Source organism: Kribbella jiaozuonensis, from assembly GCF_005233875.1.
In the GTDB taxonomy this organism is placed as follows: domain Bacteria; phylum Actinomycetota; class Actinomycetes; order Propionibacteriales; family Kribbellaceae; genus Kribbella; species Kribbella jiaozuonensis.
Map to the genome: position 1 here is coordinate 1,108,215 of NZ_SZPZ01000003.1, position 17,659 is coordinate 1,125,873.

The window sequence follows — 17,659 nt, forward strand, 5'->3', positions numbered from 1 at the left end:
CCTGTCCACCCTGTGGCGGGGAACACAGCCGTCAGGCGAGACCCGCGGCCATCAGTGCGGAGGGCAGATCCGGAGCCGCGAACGTGCGCAGGCCGTACTTCTTCTGGATGTCCATCGGCTTGAGGTCCTTGCTCCGGTTCGGGATGTCGGCCGGGACGATCGCCTTGGTGAACCCGAGCCGGGCCGCCTCCGCGAGCCGCTTCTCCAGACCGCCGACGCGCCGGACCTCGCCGGCCAGGCCGACCTCGCCGATCGCGATCAGCCCGGGGTAGATCGGCTTGTCCATCACCGAGGACGCGACCGCGATCGCGACGGACAGGTCCGCGACCGGCTCGGTGATCTTCACGCCGCCGACAGTCGCGACGTACACCTCTTTGTCGGTCAGCTTCAGTCCGGCGCGATTCCCGAGTACGGCGAGGACCATTGCGACTCGCGACGACTCCAACCCGGACGTGGTCCGGCGCGGCTGTGGTGCGGCGGACGGTCCGACCAACGCTTGTACTTCGGCCAGCAGCGGCCGCCGGCCCTCCATCATCACCGTCACGCACGTCCCGGCGACGGGCTCGGCGTGCTCGGACACGAACAGGCCGGTCGGGTCCGTCACCTCGACGATCCCGGTGTCGACCATGTCGAAGCAGCCGACCTCGTCGGACGGGCCGAAGCGGTTCTTCGTCGCGCGCACCATCCGGAACCCGGAGTGCCGGTCGCCGTCGAACGCGAGCACGACGTCGACCAGGTGCTCGAGCATCCGCGGACCGGCGATCGCGCCGTCCTTGGTGACGTGGCCGACCAGCACAACCGCGATGTGCCGCTCCTTCGCGAGCCGGACCAGCGCACCGGTCACCTCGCGGACCTGCGTCACTCCACCCGGAGCGCCGTCGACCTCGGGATGCGCCATCGTCTGCACCGAGTCGATCACCAGGAACGACGGCTCCACCGCGTCGATCTGCCCGACGACCGCGGACAGGTCGGTCTCCGCGGCGAGGAACAGTTCGTCGACGAGCGCGTCCGTACGGCCGGCGCGCAGCCGCACCTGGGCAGCCGACTCTTCGCCGGAGACGTAGAGAGTCCGTTGGCCGCCGCGTGCCGATTGCGCCGCGACCTCCAGCAGCAGAGTGGACTTGCCGACACCGGGCTCACCGGCCAGCAGGATCACCGCGCCCGGGACGACGCCGCCGCCGAGCACGCGGTCGAGCTCGCCGATACCGGTCGGACGCGACTCGGCCTCGATCGCGGAGACTTTGGCGATCGGCATCGCGGGCGACGACACGGGACCCGCGGTGATCCGCGCGGCCTTCGGCGCACCGACTTCGGCGACCGTGCCCCAGGCCTGGCACTCGCCACACCGCCCGATCCAGCGCGCCGACGTCCATCCGCACTCAGAGCACGCGTATGCCGACTTGCCCTTCGCCTGTGTCGCCGCCTTCGCCATGGCACCAACCTAGACGGACGGTCGGACAAATCCCTTCACCGTCCGGAGGACCCGCCCCAACCAGCCGACTGTGCGGTGCGGTGCATCGTCCGCGACGACCGGCAGGTCCGCGGTCTGGCGGGCGGCGTCGAGGTACTTGGTGAGGATCTCGCTCTCGGTCCTTCGCAGCATCGCGCTCTGCTCGAGGAGTTCGAGAGCGTCGGTCAGGTGACCGGCGGCGACCTCTGCCGAGCCGAGGTGTTGCAGGCAGCGGGCGTGACCTTCGACCTCGTCGATCTCGGCGTACAGATGGGCGGCGTGGTCCCAGCGACTGACGGCCTCGTGCTTGTTGCCTTGCATCCACGCGGCCACACCCATCAGCTCGAGCGCGTGTGCCTGGCCGCTCAGGTCGCTTGCGGCTGTTGCTCGGGCGACGGCGGGCCGCAGGTGGTCGAGCGCGCCTTCGGCGTCCTGCTGGTAGAGGTGTACGACGGCGAGGTTGATGGCGATCGCCACGTCGGCCGCGAGGTCCGGACCGGGCCGTTTGAGCCGTGCCTCGTCCAGCCGGTCGCGTGCGTTGAGGACCGCCTCATCACGGTCGTTGCCCGCAGGCGAGCGGTCCGCGCGAGCCAGTGACAGCAGTGCTCGCTCGACCTGCCGTCGCATCGTCATCGCTGCCGCGGTCCGGGTGTGGGTCGCGATGTTGTCGGAGATGCCCAGCCGGGTGCTGGCCGTGTCCAGGTCGCCCAACATCCGGTACGCCGTTGCCGCGCGCGCCGCCGCGAGCTCAGCGAGATCACGGCGACCGCACACCTCGGCCGCAGCATTCAGCAGATCGCTGAGCTGGAGTAGGGAGTCCGGATCCGCACGTCGTACGTACCAGGCCTCGAGGGCGTCGCAGATGCGGGCGAAGTCGTCGATGGTGTCGACGTGCGGCTTCTCCGCCATCAGCAGTTCACGGAGCCACTCCTCGTGCAAGGCGTACCACTCGGCGGCCGCCATACCGCCGCCGTGGGAGCCGAGCGCGATCATCCACTGCTCGGCCTCCTCCGCGGTCGCCTGCAGTTCCGGAGCGCTGTCGCCGCTGTGCTGCCAGGAGCGTCGGATCGCCGGACCGTACTGGATGATCGTGATCGCTCCGAGCAGCACGGTCACCCCGAGACCGATCAACTGCACCCAGCCGCCGCTGTCGAGGCTCTGGTTGAGCATCTCCGACGCCAGCCCGGTGAGCAGCGCGGACGCCACTGTGCCGATGACGAAGCGGAATCCGCGCGACTGGTACGGCGACTCCTGCTTCTCCGCCGCCTTCTCTTCCTCCTCGCTCATGGCCGACTGCCTGTCGTCAGCCCGCGTACGACGGTCCGCCAGAACGTCAGCATCAGAACCGCGGGCACGATCGACGCGACCACAGCCGCGGCGGCGACCGGTCCGCTCGATGCCGAGAACTGGCGCGCCTCACCCCACAGCACCAGCGACAACGGCGTCGTACCCGGTCCGCTGATCAGGAACCCGACGATGAAGTCGTTCCACACCAGTGCAAACTCCAACACCGCAACGGCAATCAGTGCGGGACGGTACGTCCGCTGCACAGTCGCCAGTACGGCGCTCTGCCGCACCGGGCCCTGCAACGCCTCGGACACCAGCGCAGGTGGAGCAGAGGCAAACGCAGACCGCAGTAGCAGCACAGCAAACGGAAGACCTGCAGCCGCGTGCACCAGTGCGAGTGCGATCCGGGAGCCGGCCAGGCCGGCGGCGTCGATCGCATCGCGCAGGGGAGCGGCGTACATCTGCACTGGTGTCACCGCGAGTACTACGAACACCGCCATGACAGTCCGGCCCACGCGCATCGGCAGACCGCCCCACGCGACCAGATAGGCCGTCGGTACCGCGATCACAAGCAGCACGGCCGTGGCAGCACTTGCGATGATCAGCGTGGACAGGAGAGCTCGAAACAATCCGACATTCGCCGCGGCAGCGAAGGACGAGAAGCCGAGTCCCGACGCAGACCACCAGCCACGCACGCCTGCTTCTTCCGGCGAGTGCAGCGCGGTGATGACGAGTACTACGGCCGGGAAGATCCACACCAGCGCGACAGCGAGCCCGATCAGCCAGCCGAACCGCCGTACCGAACGTCGAGGCTTCGGCCGCCCCAGTGACGGGTCCGGTCGTACCACGGTCACCGGCATCGCCCATCGCCGCCGGCGCAGTCCGCGTACGCCGATCAACCCGACCGCCGCGACGATCGCGAACAGTACGACGCCGAGTGCCGCCGTACGGCCGGTGTCGTCACCACTGGTCGTCGCTCGCCACCAGTTCAGCCCGAGTACGTCGGCGGACCGTTGCATCGACCCTGGTACGACGATCAGCACGAGGTCGAACACCCGCACTGCTGCGATCACCACCGTCAGCGTGACCACTCCGGCGATCGGCCGCAGCAGCGGGATCTCCAACGCACGCAGTCGCCGCCAGCCCCGGACGCCTTCTGCAGTGAGGGTTCTGGTCACGTCGTCCGGTATCGCGTCCAGACCGGCGCGGAACAGCGAGACGACGTACCCCAGCCAGGTCCAGCCGAACGCGGACACCAGCACGAGCCAGAACAGTCCCGGTCCGAGCCACACTGGACTCGACCCGAAGAGTCGCGTCCAGACCGCCGTGACCGTTCCACGCTCCGGCGTCGGGTCGAACAGCAGCCGGAACGTCGCACCGGACACCAGCACCGACACGGCGAACGGAATGACCAGCGCGGGCTGCAGGAATGTCGTCACCGCAGGCAGCCGATAACTCAACAGGGCAAGGAAGAATCCGACCACGACGATCCCGAAGGCAACCAGCACCCAGAGCAGACTGTTGCCGACGGCACGCAATGCGCCCTGGTCGGTCATCACCGCGAAGTTGCCGAACCCGAACCCGCCCGGCGTCCGGAACGCCGCCACCACGGTCACTCCGATCGGCACCAGCAGCAGACAGCTGAGCAGCAACGCCGGCAGCCCCAGCAGGTACGGCCCGGCCGGCCGACGTGGTTTGCCGGGGACCGGGCGACCGGTGATCTCGCGTCCGACGATCTCCAGGGACAAGCCGTTGGTCTGCAGCCCCATCAGCTCTCCTCCACCTTGCGCATCGCGTCGATCGCGGCGTCCACAGCCCCTGGTACGGCGTCAGCGCCGCGACCGCCGACCTGGATCAGGAAGTCGGTCAGCACCCGCCACAGGCCATTGATGTCACCGAGCCGACCGAGCTGGTCGGACAGGTCGAACTGCAGTTGCTCACCGGGCTTGGTGAGCTGGACAGCCAGCCGGGTGAGCTCTGGGGTGTACCCGGAGACCCGTCCGTCGACCAGGAACCCGCCCTCCTTGATCCAGGGGTCCGCGGCGGTCGGTGCGGACAGGCGGCGTACCAGATCGCGTGCGTCGTCCCTGGTCGGCTTGGGCAACACCATCACGTCGCCACCGACCACCACAGGTGCTGCAGCTCCTGGACCCATCGGTGGGAACGTGAAGAGGCCGATGTCATTCGGATCTGCGGCAAACGAGCGGACTACCGGCTCCGCGAAGTCGGATGCCAGCACCATGGCCGCTCTGCGATGGCCGAACACCTCGATCAGCGCATCCGGGAACTGCTGGACGAGTGACTCCTTCACTCCGCCCGCGAGCACTCCAGTCGCCGACCACATGGACCCCAGCAACCGGAGTGCAGCTGCGAACTGCGGCTGCTGCGACGGGCGCGGATCGGTCGCTGCTGCGAGGCCAACGTAGACGCTGGGCGCAATACCGAGCAGGACGTTCTCCAGGAAGTCGGTGAGCACCCAGCCGTCACCCGCGGCCAGCGACAACGGTGTGATGCCCGCCTGTGTCAGCGTGCGGTTCAGTGACAGCCAGTCCGACCACAGCCGAGGCGGTTGTACGCCGGCCTGTTCGAACACCGACGGTCGATACCAGACCGCCGACTTGTGTGCGGTCTTGAACGGCACGCCGTACGTCGTCCCGTTGTGGGTCAGGAGGTCCTTCCACAGCCGGGCTTGTCCGAGCGGGGCGAGGTCGTCGGGCATCGGCTCGAGGTCGCCGAGATGACGTGGGACCAGACCTGGCTGCGGGAGCATGACGATGTCCGGCCGGCGCGTGGACCGGGCACCGAAGGCGGTCGAGATGTCGTCGCCGAGCGGTACGACCTCGACCGGGTAGTCCAGCGTGCCCAGACCGTCGAGGACCTTGTGGAACGCGCGCAGCTCCTGTCCGCTCCAGCTGACGGCCACCCTGACGGCACGGCGCAGCCCCAGCACGTCACTCGAACATCCGGTCAGCAGGAGGGCTCCTACGGCGCCGAGGAACGCTCTGCGGCTACTCGGCATCGTCGAACCCGGTAGTGCGTGTCGTGCTGGTCGTGATGAGCAGCAAGGCGACCGAGGCGAGGTCGGGGTTGGGGCGGATCGACAGAAGCGATCCCCAAGTAGGCAGGCCGGTCGCGTCCTCCAGGACGATCGCTCGCGGATACGCGCCGAGTGCCCGGGCTACACCGGCGAGTCGGCGTCGGCCTGGGGTGATCTCGTGCGGGTAGCGGTCCTGGACGTCTTCGAGACCACAGCCGATCACCTTGACCAGGCTCTCGTCGCGGGCGGCCTGTTTGGTCACCTGATGCGTGGTGCGGTGGCCGTGCAGGACGTTGCCGAGGACGGTCAGGTGGGGGAGCAGCCCGCCCTCCGCTGGTACCAGCCGGACCGGTCCGCCCTTCAGTACGACCGCACCGGGCGGCGGGTCCTCCAGTCCGGTCAGTACGTCGGCCAGCCGTCGACGGTCGGTGGCCTGCGGTACGACAACCGCGCGCTGCTCACCTACGTCGATCCGGAGCCGCGCCGGCAGCCCCGGTACGCGTTCGAGCAGCAGACCGTCCATTGTCCGTCAACCCTATGAGTACAGCGGGTCGGCCTGCAGATCACAGAGTGTCGTTAGGCCCTGTCTGGTAACCCGACAGGACCTAGAAGGTCCTGCTCCAGAGGTTGATCGCGTAGTCGACCTCGGACCCCACGTGCGAGTCGATGATCCGCTTGGCGTCCTTCGGTGTGAACTCGATCTTCACGACGGACTCGAAGTCCTTGCGTGATTCGAACCGCCAACCCATGTCCAGCGGCGTCCGGTGCCATCCGCGGTCGGTCCAGAACCGCTCCACCTCGGCCGGCTTGATCATCGGGTACGACGTACTGAACCAGCCGCCGAACGTCGACCGGCTGCCGTCGTTGTCGATCACGAACGCCGTCCCGCCGTGGCGCATCACCCGGTCCAGCTCGACCAGCCCGGGTTCGCAGCCCGGCCCGAAGAAGTACGCCCAGCGCGCATGCATCACGTCGATCGACGAGTCCGGCACCGGCAACCGCTGCGCCGTACCCTGGCGTACTTCGACGTTCGGCAACGTCTGCGTACGTCGACGGGCGGCGTCGGCCAACGCGCCATGCGGCTCCACGCCGATCACTCGCGCGGCCGTCGCGGCGAACTTCGGCAGATGGAATCCGGTACCGCAGCCGATGTCGAGCACCGTCGCGCCGGCCCAGTCCCGGATTGCCCGCATCGCCGGCTCGATCACGCCGTCCGGGTCCACCGCGCGGTTCTCGATCTCGTACACCTTCGGGTGGTGCCAGATGTTGGGACTCGGGATCCCACCTTCTGCGATGCTCACGACGTTCGAGCCTAATGCAGTTGAGTCGGCCCGCAGGCACTGCGATGCTGCGCTCCGTGCAGATGACCGAGTACGCCGGCCGTGACGGCCTCAGTGACATGCAGGAGCTCGTCCAGCGGACCTGGAGCCCGGCGTCCCGGCTGCACCTCGGGGACGTCGCCTGGGAGCGCAGCGTGAACGCCCGTCGGTCGGCCGACAGTTGGCGTACGGCGGTCTGGCGTGACGGCGACGACGTGGTGGCCTGGGCTTGGCTGGCGCAGCCGAGCCATCTGCTGATGACCGTGGACCCGGACCGGCCGGAGCTCGCCGCTACCGTCGTCGAGTGGTTCCAGACGACAGCGGACGGGCCGAAGTTGGCCGTCGGCGTACTGGAGACCGAGAAGCACCTGTTGACCGCGCTGGAGTCGGCCGGCTTCCGGCGTGACGACGATGCGCCGTACTTCACTCACCACTGGATCTCGCTGGACGCACTGACCGAACCAGTCGTGCCTGAAGGATTCACGCTGCGGCACGTACGGCAGGACGAGGTAGCGAAGCGGGGCGCCGTACACCGGGCCGCCTGGTCCGACCTGGGGCCGTCGAACGTGACCGACGAGGACATGGCCGAGGTGATGTCGACCTGGCCCTACCGTCCCGAGCTGGACTGGGTGGTCGAGAACGAGGCAGGCGAGTTCGTTGCCTCGGCGCTGATCTGGCTGGACGAGCAACACCAGGTCGGACTGGTCGAGCCCGTCGGGTGTGCTCCGGCGTACCGACGGCGTGGGCTGGGTGCGGCGGTCAATCTGGCCGCATTGCACGCATTGCGAGAAGCAGGCGGCACCAAAGCCGTCGTCTGTCCGCGAGGTGACGACGGCTACCCGCAGGCGCGGGCGCTCTACCAGAGCTTCGGCTTCCGGCCGGGCTCACGCACGCTGCATCTGCTGCTTGGTTAGCGCGGCGGTCAGCGCGGCCGGGATCAGGAGCAGCCCGCAGAAGACCGCCAGCCAGTGGAAGCCGAGATAGGCGAGGACCGGTCCGGCAGCGGTGCCCGAAAGGGAAGCCAGGACACCCATGGTGAGGTCGGACAGGCCCTGAGCTGAGGTGCGGATGCCGTCCGGGACGGACCGGGACAGCAGAGTCGACCCGGCGACCAGACAGGCCGACCAACCGAGACCCAGCGTGAACAGAGCGAGCCCGGTGAGCGCATGCGCATCGTCCGGCGCGACAGCTGCCAGCGTCATCGCAACCGCGAGTACTCCGAGGCCGATGCCGATCGTGGGGATGCGACCGAGCCGGTCCGCCATCCAGCCGGTCACCGGGGACAGTGCGTACATGCCGGCGACGTGACCGCTGATGACGAACCCGACGATGGTCAGGGACGCGCCGTGGTGCCGCAGGTGGACCGACGTCATCGACATGACCCCGACCATCACCGCGTGCGCAGTTGCGATGGCCAGCAGCCCCAACCGAGCATGCGGGATGGCGATCACCTGGCGAAAGGTCTGCGCGAGCGGCTGGCGCTCCACCCTCGTCGGCCGTACCTGACTGCGCATTCCGACCCAGACCGTGGCCGCGCTGAGGCCGAAGGCGACGACCGAGAAGACGTACGGCCCGGCCAGAGCCAGGATGCCGAGCGACGACCCGACCGAGCCGCCGACGCCGGTCAGGTTCGGGCCGACGATCACGCCGATCGTGGTGGCCCAGACGACCAGTCCGAGTGACCGGGCGACGCGGCTGGGCTCGGCGGCGTCTGTGGCGGCGTACCGCGACTGCAGGTTGGAGGCGGAGCCGCTGCCGAAGAGGCAGCCGGCGGCGAGGAGGAGGGCGAGCGAGCCGATCTGGGCAGCGGCGATCGTGAGTACGGCGCCGACGAAGGCGATCAGATAGCCGAGGCTCAGCGAGACCCTTCGACCGTGGGAGCGAGCGAGTCCTGCCAGAGGTACGGCGAGGGCGGCGGCGCCCAGCGTGGTGGAGGTCGCGACCAGACCGGCCAACGAGGTGGAGCCGGAGACGTTCTCGGCGAGGAGGGCGGCTACTGCGAAGCCGCTGGCGGTGGCGACTCCGCCGAGCGCGTTGCTGGCGACCAGCACCCGTAGTGTCGTCCGCTGCTGCTCGCTGGTCACGGGCAAACCCTCTCATGAACCTGACAGGGAAGCTGCTTATATGATCGGTCCCGACATAAATCGATCCACTCCCTGGGAGTTCGGAATGTCCGATATCGCGATCGTCCCTGCCCCGCGAGAACTCACCGTCGACGAGGGCCGGTGGATCACCGCCGATCCGCTCGGGGAGGCCGTCCGGGACGTGGTCGAGAACCTCGAACCGAACGAGTACCGCATCGACGTCGGCCTCGACGGCGCCCGGCTGACGGCCGGCTCCGAGGACGCGCTCCGGCACGCGGAGACGACGTACGCGCAGTTGATCGAGGCCGCCGAGCCGACCGACGAGTTCGGCAAGGTCGCCGTCCCGCTGGCGCGGATCGCGGACGCGCCGCGGTTCGCCTGGCGCGGGATGATGCTCGACGTCGCCCGGCACTTCATGCCGAAGGACTTCGTCCTGAAGGTCATCGACGTGCTCGCGCTGCACCGGCTGAACGTGCTGCACTTCCACCTCACCGACGACCAGGGCTGGCGGGTCGAGATCGAGGCCTACCCGCGGCTGACCGAGGTCGGCGCATGGCGGGCCGAGACCATGGTCGGCAAGATGACCCGCGGCCAGAAGGAGTTCGAGTACGACGGCCAGCGGCACGGCGGGTTCTACACCAAGGACGACCTCCGCGAGATCGTCGCGTACGCCGCGGACCGCGGGATCACCGTCGTACCGGAGATCGACCTGCCGGGGCACATGCAGGCCGCGATCGCGGCGTACCCGGAGCTCGGGAACCACCCGGACCAGCAGCTGACGGTCCGCCAGTACTGGGGCATCAGCGAGGACGTGCTGAACGTCAACGACGCGACGGTCGAGTTCGTGAAGACCGTGCTGCGTGAGGTGCTGGACATCTTCCCCTCGCCGTACGTGCACCTCGGTGGTGACGAGTGCCCGTCGGTGCAGTGGGGCGAGTCGGAGGCGGCGCAGAAGCGGCAGGCCGAGCTGGGGCTGGACGAGCCCGGGCAGCTGCAGGGCTGGTTCACCGCGCAGGTCGCGGAGGTGCTGGCCGAGCAGGGCCGGCGGCTGGTCGGCTGGGACGAGATGGTCGACACCGACTGCCCTGACGACGCCGTGATCATGGCGTGGCGCAGTGCCGAGCGCGGCGAGATCGCGGTCAAGGCCGGCCACGAGACCGTGATGGCGCCGTGCGAGTCGGTGTACTTCGACTACTACCAGGGCGACCCGGCCACCGAACCGCTTGCCATCGGCAACTTCATCCCGCTGGAGAAGGTGTACGACTTCGAGGTGGTCCCGGAGTCGCTGACCGACGACGAGAAGCGGTTGATCGTCGGCACCCAGTGCCAGATCTGGACCGAGTACATGGAGGGTCCGGAGCAGGTCGGCTACATGCTGCTGCCGCGGCTGTCCGCGTTCGCCGAGCGCGCCTGGGGCTCGGAGAAGGTCTCGTACGACGAGTTCCTCGGCCGCCTCCGCCCGCACCTGGCCCGGATCGAGCGGATCGGCGTCAACTACCGCCCCCTCGATAGCTGAGGGGATAACAAAATCTCCGTTAGCCCTGTTAGCAGGGGTAGACGACCCGGCCTTATCTGGCAACGATGAAACGTCAGAGGGCCGGGTCGGGGAGCGGAGGACGCATGACCGCGGTAGGGCCGCTGGATGCGATGTTCTTGGGTGGGGAGACCCGGGAGCAGCCGATGCATGTGGGTGGGCTGATGTTGTTCGAGCTCTCGGAGGGGGCCGGGCGGGATCATGTTTTTCCCGAGAGCTCGCGGGATTTCGTCTCCCGGCTGTACCACGAGATGGTCGCGGCGCCGGCGGTGAATCCGCTGTTCGCGCGGCGGGTCCGGAACCGGCCGGTCGACCTCGGGTACTGGTCCTGGGAGCAGGACGACGAGATCGACCTCGAGTACCACGTCCGGCTGTCGGCGTTGCCGCGTCCCGGGCGGTTCCGCGAGCTGTTCGAGCTGACCAGCCGTCTGCACGGCACGCTGCTCGACCGTCACCGTCCGCTGTGGGAGATGCACCTGATCGAAGGCGTCGAGGGCCGCCGCTTCGCCCTCTACAGCAAGATCCACCATTCGATGATCGACGGCGTCACCGCCCTCCGCTGGATGCAGGACACCCTCACCACCGATCCCACCAGAACCAACATGCCCGCCACCTTCGCCCTGCCGGGTGGAGTTGAAGGCGAAGCCGGGGCGGGAGGTGGTGGGATGCCGACCGCGGCGGAGCTGCTGGCGGCTGTGGGGCGCGTGCCCGTGAAGACCGCGCACGCGGTTGGCGGGGCCGGGCGGCTGTTGGCGGATCTTGCTGGGCTGACGCCTGTCGGGCTCAAGGAACTGGTGCACTCGACGATGCCGTTCCAGGCGCCGAAGACGATCTTCAACCAGCCGGTGACCGGGGCGCGGCGGTTCGCGGCGCAGTCCTGGCCGATCGAGCGGTTGGAGAAGGTACGGGCGATCACCGGCGCGACGTTGAACGACGTACTGCTGGCGATGTGTTCAGGGGCCTTGCGCAACTATCTGCTCGAGCTGAACGCCCTGCCGGACAAGGCGTTGACGGCCATGGTCCCGGTCTCACTGCGCGACCGCGACGGCGCACCCGGCGGTGGTAACTCGCTCGCGACGCTGATCGCGGACCTCGCCACCGACCAGGTCGATCCTGAACGCCGCATCCGCCGGATCATGGCCTCGACCGCGCACGGCAAGGGCGTCCTGTCCGAGCTCAGCCCGTTGCAGAACCTCATCGTCGGCGCGCTCGGCTTCGGCGTGGCCGGCCCGGCCGCAGTACTCCCAGGGGTGGCGGGCCGCACGACGCCGCCGTACAACGTGGTGATCTCGAACGTGCCGGGCCCTACCGAGAGTCCGCTGTACTGGAACCGTTCGCGGCTGCTCGGGATGTATCCGGCCAGCATCGTGCTCAACGGTCAGGCGCTGAACATCAGCGTCACCAGCTACGACCACCAGCTCCACTTCGGCCTGATCGGCGACCGCCGCACCGTCCCGCACCTCCAACGCATGCTCGGCCACCTCGAGACCTCACTGGCCGACCTCGAGAACATCCACTAAATGCGGACGATCCCGTTCGGGGTGTCGAACAGGGCAGCGTTGAGACCGGGCTGACCGTTGGGGCCGACCCAGGCGACGTCGAGGTCGTTCAGCAGGTGGTCGGCCGGGTGGCCGATCCAGTCCGTGACGCGGACCGGGTCGCCGGCGATCTCGAGCGCGGTCAGCTTGACGCCCTTGCCGCCGACCGACGGGTGCTCGTCGAGGTCGTCCCAGTGGATGAAGAACGGCAGTTGCGGGTCGGCGATCAGACCCTTGACGCCGATCTGCCGCCAGGTCAGGTTCACCCCGTCGGGCCGGTGCCGGTTGCCGGGCACCGCCTGCCGGCCGAGGCGCTGCTCCATCCGCTCCATGTCGCGGACGGCAACCACCCAGCCCAGCCAGCCGCCGCCGAGCTCTTTACGAGCCCGCACCGCCTGACCGAACGGAGCCTTGTCGGAAGCCGGGTGGTCGAGTACGTCGACCACCTCGATGTAGCGATCGTTCTCCAACGGGAGGATGTGGTTCACCGTGCCGAAGCGCGGGTGCACCCCACCGTCGACGAACTCCGCTCCGAGCAGCGTGGACAACCGCTCGACGGTCGCACGGCACCCCTCGGGCCCGCACGCGTACGACAGATGATCCAGACGCATGCCAGTCATTGTGTCCTCACCCACCGACAGTTGCCGCCACCGGGTGTGTCGTTAGGCTCTGAACCATGCGCACGGTCGTTATCGGAGGCACCGGTCATATCGGCACGTACCTGGTCCCGGCGCTGGTTCGCCTCGGTCATCAGGTCACGGTGCTCAGTCGCGGCGAACGTACGCCGTACCAGTCGGACGGAGCGTGGCAGCAGGTCGAGCTGGTCCAGGTGGACCGGGCGGCGGAGGACGCTGCGGGGACCTTCGGACAGCGGGTCGTCGAGCTGAGCCCTGACGTGGTGATCGATCTGATCTGCTTCACCGAGGACAGCGCACGGCAGCTCGCCGAGGCGGTGCAGGGAAGGATCCAGCACCTCCTGCACTGCGGCACGATCTGGGTGCACGGGCCGAGCATGGTCGTCCCGACCCGCGAGGACACGCCGCGGAGGCCGTTCGGCGACTACGGCGTACAGAAGGCCGCGATCGAGACCTACCTGCTCGGCAAGGCGCGCCGCGACGGACTGCCGGTCACGATCGTCCACCCCGGTCACATCTGCGGCCCCGGCTGGACGCCGGTCAACCCGGCCGGCAACTTCGATCTCGGCGTTTACGACAAGCTTGCCCAGGGCGCCGACGTACTGCTCCCGAACCTCGGCCTCGAAACCCTCAACCCCGTGCACGCCGACGACGTGGCCGGGGTGTTCCTCGCGGCGATCGCCAGCCGGTCCACCGCGATCGGCGAGAGTTTCCACGCGGTGGCGAGCGACGCGGTGACCCTTCGCGGGTACGCCGAGGCCGTCGCCACGCGGTTCGGTCAGAAAGCGCGGCTCGGCTTCCTGCCGATCGGGCAGCTGCAGGACCGGCTGCCGAAGCCGGACGGCCAAGCGACCTGGGACCACGTCCTGCACAGCCCCAACTGCTCGATGGCGAAGGCTGAGCGCCTGCTCGGCTTCCGACCGCGTTACTCCGCCGTCGAGGCCGCGCTGGCCGGCATCGACTGGCTCGTCGACGCCGGCAAGATCACCACTACTTAGACGCCGGGTGCGGCAGCAGCGGTCGCGCTGCCTCCAGGTGCTGACGGCACATCTCGGCGAGTACGTCGTACGCCTTGTGGCCCATCAGCGTCTGCAGTTCGACCTTGCTCGACTCGAAGACCGCCTCGACGCCGATGTGCGCCTCGGTGTTACCGGTGCAGTACCAGTCGAGGTCGTGCCCGCCCGGGCCCCAGCCGCGCCGGTCGTACTCGGCGATGCCGACCTCGGTGTACGTCGTACCGTCCGGCCGCTCGACCTCGCGGAAGGTCCGCCGGATCGGCAACTGCCAGCACACGTCGGGCTTGGTCTCGACGAAGTGGATGTCACGCTTCAGCGCCAGACCGTGCAGTGCACAACCCGCGCCGCCTTCGAAACCCGGACGGTTCAGGAAGATGCACGCGCCGTCCCAGACGCGGGTCTTGCGCTCACCCTCGTCGTCGGTCTCGACCCAGCCGTTGGCCCGGCCTTCCTTGCGGAACTGCCAGTCCTCCTTGCCGAGCTCCTTGACCCACTTCTTCACGCGCTTCTCGTCGTCGGAGTCGGAGAAGTGCGCGCCGAGCGTGCAGCAGCCGTCGTTCGGCCGGCCCTTGTAGATCCCCTGGCAGCCACCGCCGAAGATGCAGGTCCAGTTGGACGTCAGCCAGGTCAGGTCGCAGCGGAACACCTGGTCGGAGTCGTCGGGGTCGATGAACTCGACCCAGGCACGGGGGAAATCGAGAGAAACCTCAGGCACTCAGAAAGCGTACGCGCCTTCGCGTCCTAAGCGTGAACCCCGACTCCCGACCCGCCGTTACCTCGTCCGTCCAGTAGCGTGGGGGAATGCGGCTCGGCGTACTCGACGTGGGATCAAACACCGTCCACCTGCTCGTGGTGGACGCACATCGCGGTGCCGCGCCGCTTCCGGCGTACTCGCACAAGACCGAGCTGCGGCTGGCCGAGCACCTCGACGAAGCCGGGAAGATCGACCAGTCCGGCGCCGACGGGCTGATCGCGTTCACCAAGGATGCGGTGCAGCTGGCCGAGGACAAGGGGTGCGAGTCGCTGCTCGCGTTCGCGACGTCCGCTCTGCGCGAGGCCCCGAACGGCGAGAAGGTGCTCGACCGGGTCCGGTCCGAGACCGGCGTCGACCTCGAGGTGCTCAGTGGCGACGACGAGGCCCGGCTGACGTTCCTCGCCGTACGGCGTTGGTTCGGCTGGTCGTCCGGCCGCCTGGCGGTGTTCGACATCGGCGGCGGGTCGCTGGAGATCGCGGCCGGATCCGACGAGCAGCCGACCGTGGCGGTCTCCGTCCAGCTCGGCGCCGGCCGTTTGACCCGCGAGGCGCTTGCTGCCGACCCGCCGGACAAGGACCAGGTCCGCGAGCTGCGCAGACGGATCCGGCTGGAGATGGCTGCCGTCGCAGGTCCGGTGCTGCGAGCCGGCCGGCCCCAGCGGTCGGTCGCGACGAGCAAGACGTTCCGCTCCCTGGCCCGGATCGCCGGAGCGGCGCCGTCCGCCGACGGGCCCTATGTCGCGCGCACGCTGAACCGCGACGACCTGAGCGAATGGATCCCGAAGTTGACCAAGATGACGGCCGCCGAGCGGGCCGCGTTGCCCGGGGTGTCGGCCGGCCGCGCGTCGCAGCTGGTCGCGGGCGCGCTGGTGGCGGACGCCGTGATGGACCTGTTCGACCTGACCGCGCTCGAGGTCTGCCCATGGGCGCTCCGCGAGGGCGTCATCTTGTCCCGGCTCGACCAGCTGCAACCCCGGTGAACCAATGAACCCCCGCACAACCGCGAAGATCGGTCTGTCCACAGCCTCCGTCTACCCCGAGTCGACCGCGAGCGGCTTCGAGCTCGCCGCCCGGCTCGGGTACGACGGTGTCGAGGTGATGATCGGGATCGATCCGCTCAGCACCCAGATCGACGCGATCAAGCGACTCGTCGACTACCACCAGCTCCCGGTGCTGGCGCTGCACGCGCCGACGCTGCTGATCATGCAGCGGGTCTGGGGGACCGACCCGTGGAGCAAGCTCGAGCGCAGTGCCGAGGCCGCGAAGGAGCTCGGCGCGGACGTGGTCGTCGTACACCCGCCGTTCCGTTGGCAGCGCGACTATGCCCGCGGGTTCGTCGAGGGGATCGCCCGGCTCGAGGCCGAGACCGGCGTGACGCTCGCGGTGGAGAACATGTACCCGTGGCGCGCGCCCGGTCGTGACCTGCAGGCGTACGCGCCGAGCTGGGACCCGACCGAGCAGTCCTACGCGCACACCACCCTCGACCTGTCGCACGCTTCGACGGCCGAGCAGGACTGCGTCGAGTTGGCCTCGACGATGGGCACGAGCCTCACCCACGTCCACCTCACCGACGGGACCGGGTCCGCGAAGGACGAGCACCTGGTGCCGGGCCGCGGGACGCAGCGTGCGGCGGATCTGCTGGGCACGCTGGCGAACCAGGACTTCCGCGGGCACATCATCATCGAGATCAACACCCGTCGCGCGACCAGCCGGTCCGAGCGTGAGGTCGACCTGGTCGAGTCGCTCGAGTTCACCCGCAAGCACTTCGTCCGGAGTACGTCGCGGCGTACGTCGTTCGCGGTCACCCCGGAAGGTGAGATCTCGGAGCTGACGCCGTGACCGCTTCCCGACGTACGCCGGGACGCCGCCCCGGCGGACCGGACACGCGGGGAGAGATCCTGCAAGCGGCCCGGGAATCCTTTGCGGACAAGGGATTCGCGGCCACTTCGATCCGCGCGGTCGCGCGGCAGGCCGAGGTCGACGCGGCGTTGGTGCACCACTACTTCGACAGCAAGGAAGAGCTGTTCATCGAGGCGATGGCGATCCCGGTCGACCCGCGCCTGATCGCCGCGAACATCGTCGGCGGACCGCGTGAGGAGACCGGCCGGCGGATCGCGACCGCGTTCCTCGGGGTCTGGGAGTCGCCGGAGGGACAGCAGCGGATGAAGGCGCTGTTCCGCAGCGTCGTCAGCAGCGACGAGGTGGCCCGGATGATGCGGGAAGGCATCACCCAGATGATCGTCCAGCCGGTCTCGCAGATGCTCGACGTGCCCGACGCGCAGTTGCGGGTCTCTCTCGTCGCCACGCAGTTGGTCGGGGTAGCGGTCGTTCGCTACCTGGTCGGGCTCGAGCCGGTCGCGTCGGTCGACGTCGGTGTGCTCATCGATCGGCTGGCGCCCGTTCTCCAGCAGTATCTGACCGGCTGATGCAGATCCCGACCGACGCCGAGATCCGCTCTCTCCATCGGGACTATGCGCCGACGCCGGCCGCGTTCGAGGTCGTCTTCGAGCACTGCCAGCTGGTTTGCTCGGTGGCGGAGCAGTTCTTCGCCGGGCGCGCTGTGGACACCGATCTCGTCCGCGCCGGTGCGTTGCTGCATGACATCGGGGTCTATCGGCTCGAGTCTTCCGCCTACGTCCGGCACGGCGTTCTCGGACATGAATTGCTTGCCTCGTTGGGGTTTCCGGTCGAGATCTGCCGCTTCGCGTCGTGCCACACCGGGGTCGGGATCACCCGGGACGACGTGGTGCGGCAGGCGCTGCCGATCCCGGTCGACGACTACCTGCCGCGGACGCCGGAGGAGGGGCTGGTCCTGTACGCGGACAAGTTCCACAGCAAGCGCACGCCGCCGGTGTTCCTGACCGGTGACACGTACGCCGCGGAGGTCGCGCGGTTCGGGCCGGACAAGGTTCGTGCTTTTGGCATGCTGCGTCAGCGCTACGGCGACCCGTCGTTGGACACATTGAGTGCCGCCACGGGGTACGCCGTTATCTGACAGGTCACAG

17 protein-coding genes are annotated in these 17,659 nt (G+C 68.7%); 8 read left to right on the forward strand and 9 right to left on the reverse strand.

The genetic code is table 11. The features are described from left to right. Positions 1-31: 31 nt before the first annotated feature. From radA to FDA38_RS25130, 6 genes are all read right to left on the reverse strand, one after another. The gene (gene radA, locus FDA38_RS25105; RefSeq protein WP_137256500.1) at positions 32-1,432 is read right to left on the reverse strand and encodes a DNA repair protein RadA; all 1,401 of its coding nucleotides are present in this window, start codon (positions 1,430-1,432) and stop codon (positions 32-34) included. Positions 1,433-1,441: 9 nt separating this feature from the next. Then, on the reverse strand, positions 1,442-2,737 hold the full coding sequence (locus FDA38_RS25110) for a tetratricopeptide repeat protein (RefSeq protein ID WP_137256501.1): 1,296 nt from the start codon (positions 2,735-2,737) through the stop codon (positions 1,442-1,444). Beyond that, on the reverse strand, positions 2,734-4,506 hold the full coding sequence (locus tag FDA38_RS25115; RefSeq protein WP_137256502.1) for an ABC transporter permease: 1,773 nt from the start codon (positions 4,504-4,506) through the stop codon (positions 2,734-2,736). The genes FDA38_RS25110 and FDA38_RS25115 overlap by 4 nt, the downstream gene beginning before the upstream one ends. Next, the gene (locus tag FDA38_RS25120; protein ID WP_137256503.1) at positions 4,506-5,756 is read right to left on the reverse strand and encodes an ABC transporter substrate-binding protein; all 1,251 of its coding nucleotides are present in this window, start codon (positions 5,754-5,756) and stop codon (positions 4,506-4,508) included. Before FDA38_RS25120 ends, FDA38_RS25115 begins: the two co-directional genes overlap by 1 nt. Then, positions 5,746-6,297 (reverse strand): P-loop NTPase family protein, encoded by a 552-nt coding sequence (locus FDA38_RS25125; RefSeq protein WP_137256504.1) that lies wholly within the window; start codon positions 6,295-6,297, stop codon positions 5,746-5,748. The genes FDA38_RS25120 and FDA38_RS25125 overlap by 11 nt, the downstream gene beginning before the upstream one ends. A gap of 82 nt (positions 6,298-6,379) precedes the next feature. Further along, on the reverse strand, positions 6,380-7,075 hold the full coding sequence (locus tag FDA38_RS25130) for a class I SAM-dependent methyltransferase (protein ID WP_137256505.1): 696 nt from the start codon (positions 7,073-7,075) through the stop codon (positions 6,380-6,382). 62 nt (positions 7,076-7,137) lie between these two features. Between FDA38_RS25130 and FDA38_RS25135 the strand changes: the two genes are divergently transcribed. Beyond that, positions 7,138-8,007 (forward strand): GNAT family N-acetyltransferase, encoded by an 870-nt coding sequence (locus FDA38_RS25135; RefSeq protein WP_233714941.1) that lies wholly within the window; start codon positions 7,138-7,140, stop codon positions 8,005-8,007. Here FDA38_RS25135 and FDA38_RS25140 read toward each other — a convergent pair. Next, the gene (locus FDA38_RS25140; protein ID WP_233714914.1) at positions 7,978-9,177 is read right to left on the reverse strand and encodes an MFS transporter; all 1,200 of its coding nucleotides are present in this window, start codon (positions 9,175-9,177) and stop codon (positions 7,978-7,980) included. The genes FDA38_RS25135 and FDA38_RS25140 overlap by 30 nt on opposite strands. 85 nt (positions 9,178-9,262) lie before the next feature. On the opposite strand from FDA38_RS25140, the gene FDA38_RS25145 reads away from it, so the two are divergent. Together FDA38_RS25145 and FDA38_RS25150 are read left to right on the forward strand one after the other, a co-directional pair. Further along, on the forward strand, positions 9,263-10,693 hold the full coding sequence (locus FDA38_RS25145; RefSeq protein ID WP_137256508.1) for a beta-N-acetylhexosaminidase: 1,431 nt from the start codon (positions 9,263-9,265) through the stop codon (positions 10,691-10,693). A gap of 104 nt (positions 10,694-10,797) precedes the next feature. Continuing rightward, complete coding sequence (locus tag FDA38_RS25150) at positions 10,798-12,231, forward strand: WS/DGAT/MGAT family O-acyltransferase (RefSeq protein WP_137256509.1); 1,434 nt, start codon at positions 10,798-10,800, stop codon at positions 12,229-12,231. Here FDA38_RS25150 and FDA38_RS25155 read toward each other — a convergent pair. Beyond that, positions 12,228-12,860, reverse strand: coding sequence for a VOC family protein (locus tag FDA38_RS25155; protein ID WP_137256510.1), 633 nt, complete (start codon positions 12,858-12,860; stop codon positions 12,228-12,230). The genes FDA38_RS25150 and FDA38_RS25155 overlap by 4 nt on opposite strands. Positions 12,861-12,925: 65 nt before the next feature. Between FDA38_RS25155 and FDA38_RS25160 the strand changes: the two genes are divergently transcribed. Next, the gene (locus FDA38_RS25160) at positions 12,926-13,882 is read left to right on the forward strand and encodes an NAD-dependent epimerase/dehydratase family protein (RefSeq protein WP_137256511.1); all 957 of its coding nucleotides are present in this window, start codon (positions 12,926-12,928) and stop codon (positions 13,880-13,882) included. Here FDA38_RS25160 and FDA38_RS25165 read toward each other — a convergent pair. Next, positions 13,875-14,615, reverse strand: coding sequence for a hypothetical protein (locus tag FDA38_RS25165; RefSeq protein WP_137256512.1), 741 nt, complete (start codon positions 14,613-14,615; stop codon positions 13,875-13,877). The genes FDA38_RS25160 and FDA38_RS25165 overlap by 8 nt on opposite strands. 86 nt (positions 14,616-14,701) lie before the next feature. Here FDA38_RS25165 and FDA38_RS25170 point away from each other — a divergent pair, with 86 nt between their 5' ends. From FDA38_RS25170 to FDA38_RS25185, 4 genes are read left to right on the forward strand one after another with little or no spacing between them, the layout of a single operon-like run. Continuing rightward, positions 14,702-15,634: a Ppx/GppA phosphatase family protein gene (locus tag FDA38_RS25170; protein WP_137256513.1), complete on the forward strand. Its 933-nt coding sequence runs from the start codon at positions 14,702-14,704 to the stop codon at positions 15,632-15,634. 4 nt (positions 15,635-15,638) lie between these two features. After that, a complete protein-coding gene (locus FDA38_RS25175) occupies positions 15,639-16,493 on the forward strand; it encodes a sugar phosphate isomerase/epimerase family protein (protein ID WP_137256514.1) in 855 nt (284 codons plus the stop codon). Then, positions 16,490-17,080 (forward strand): TetR/AcrR family transcriptional regulator, encoded by a 591-nt coding sequence (locus tag FDA38_RS25180; protein WP_137256515.1) that lies wholly within the window; start codon positions 16,490-16,492, stop codon positions 17,078-17,080. Before FDA38_RS25175 ends, FDA38_RS25180 begins: the two co-directional genes overlap by 4 nt. Then, the gene (locus FDA38_RS25185) at positions 17,080-17,649 is read left to right on the forward strand and encodes an HDIG domain-containing metalloprotein (RefSeq protein ID WP_137256516.1); all 570 of its coding nucleotides are present in this window, start codon (positions 17,080-17,082) and stop codon (positions 17,647-17,649) included. Before FDA38_RS25180 ends, FDA38_RS25185 begins: the two co-directional genes overlap by 1 nt. Positions 17,650-17,659 lie beyond the last annotated feature (10 nt).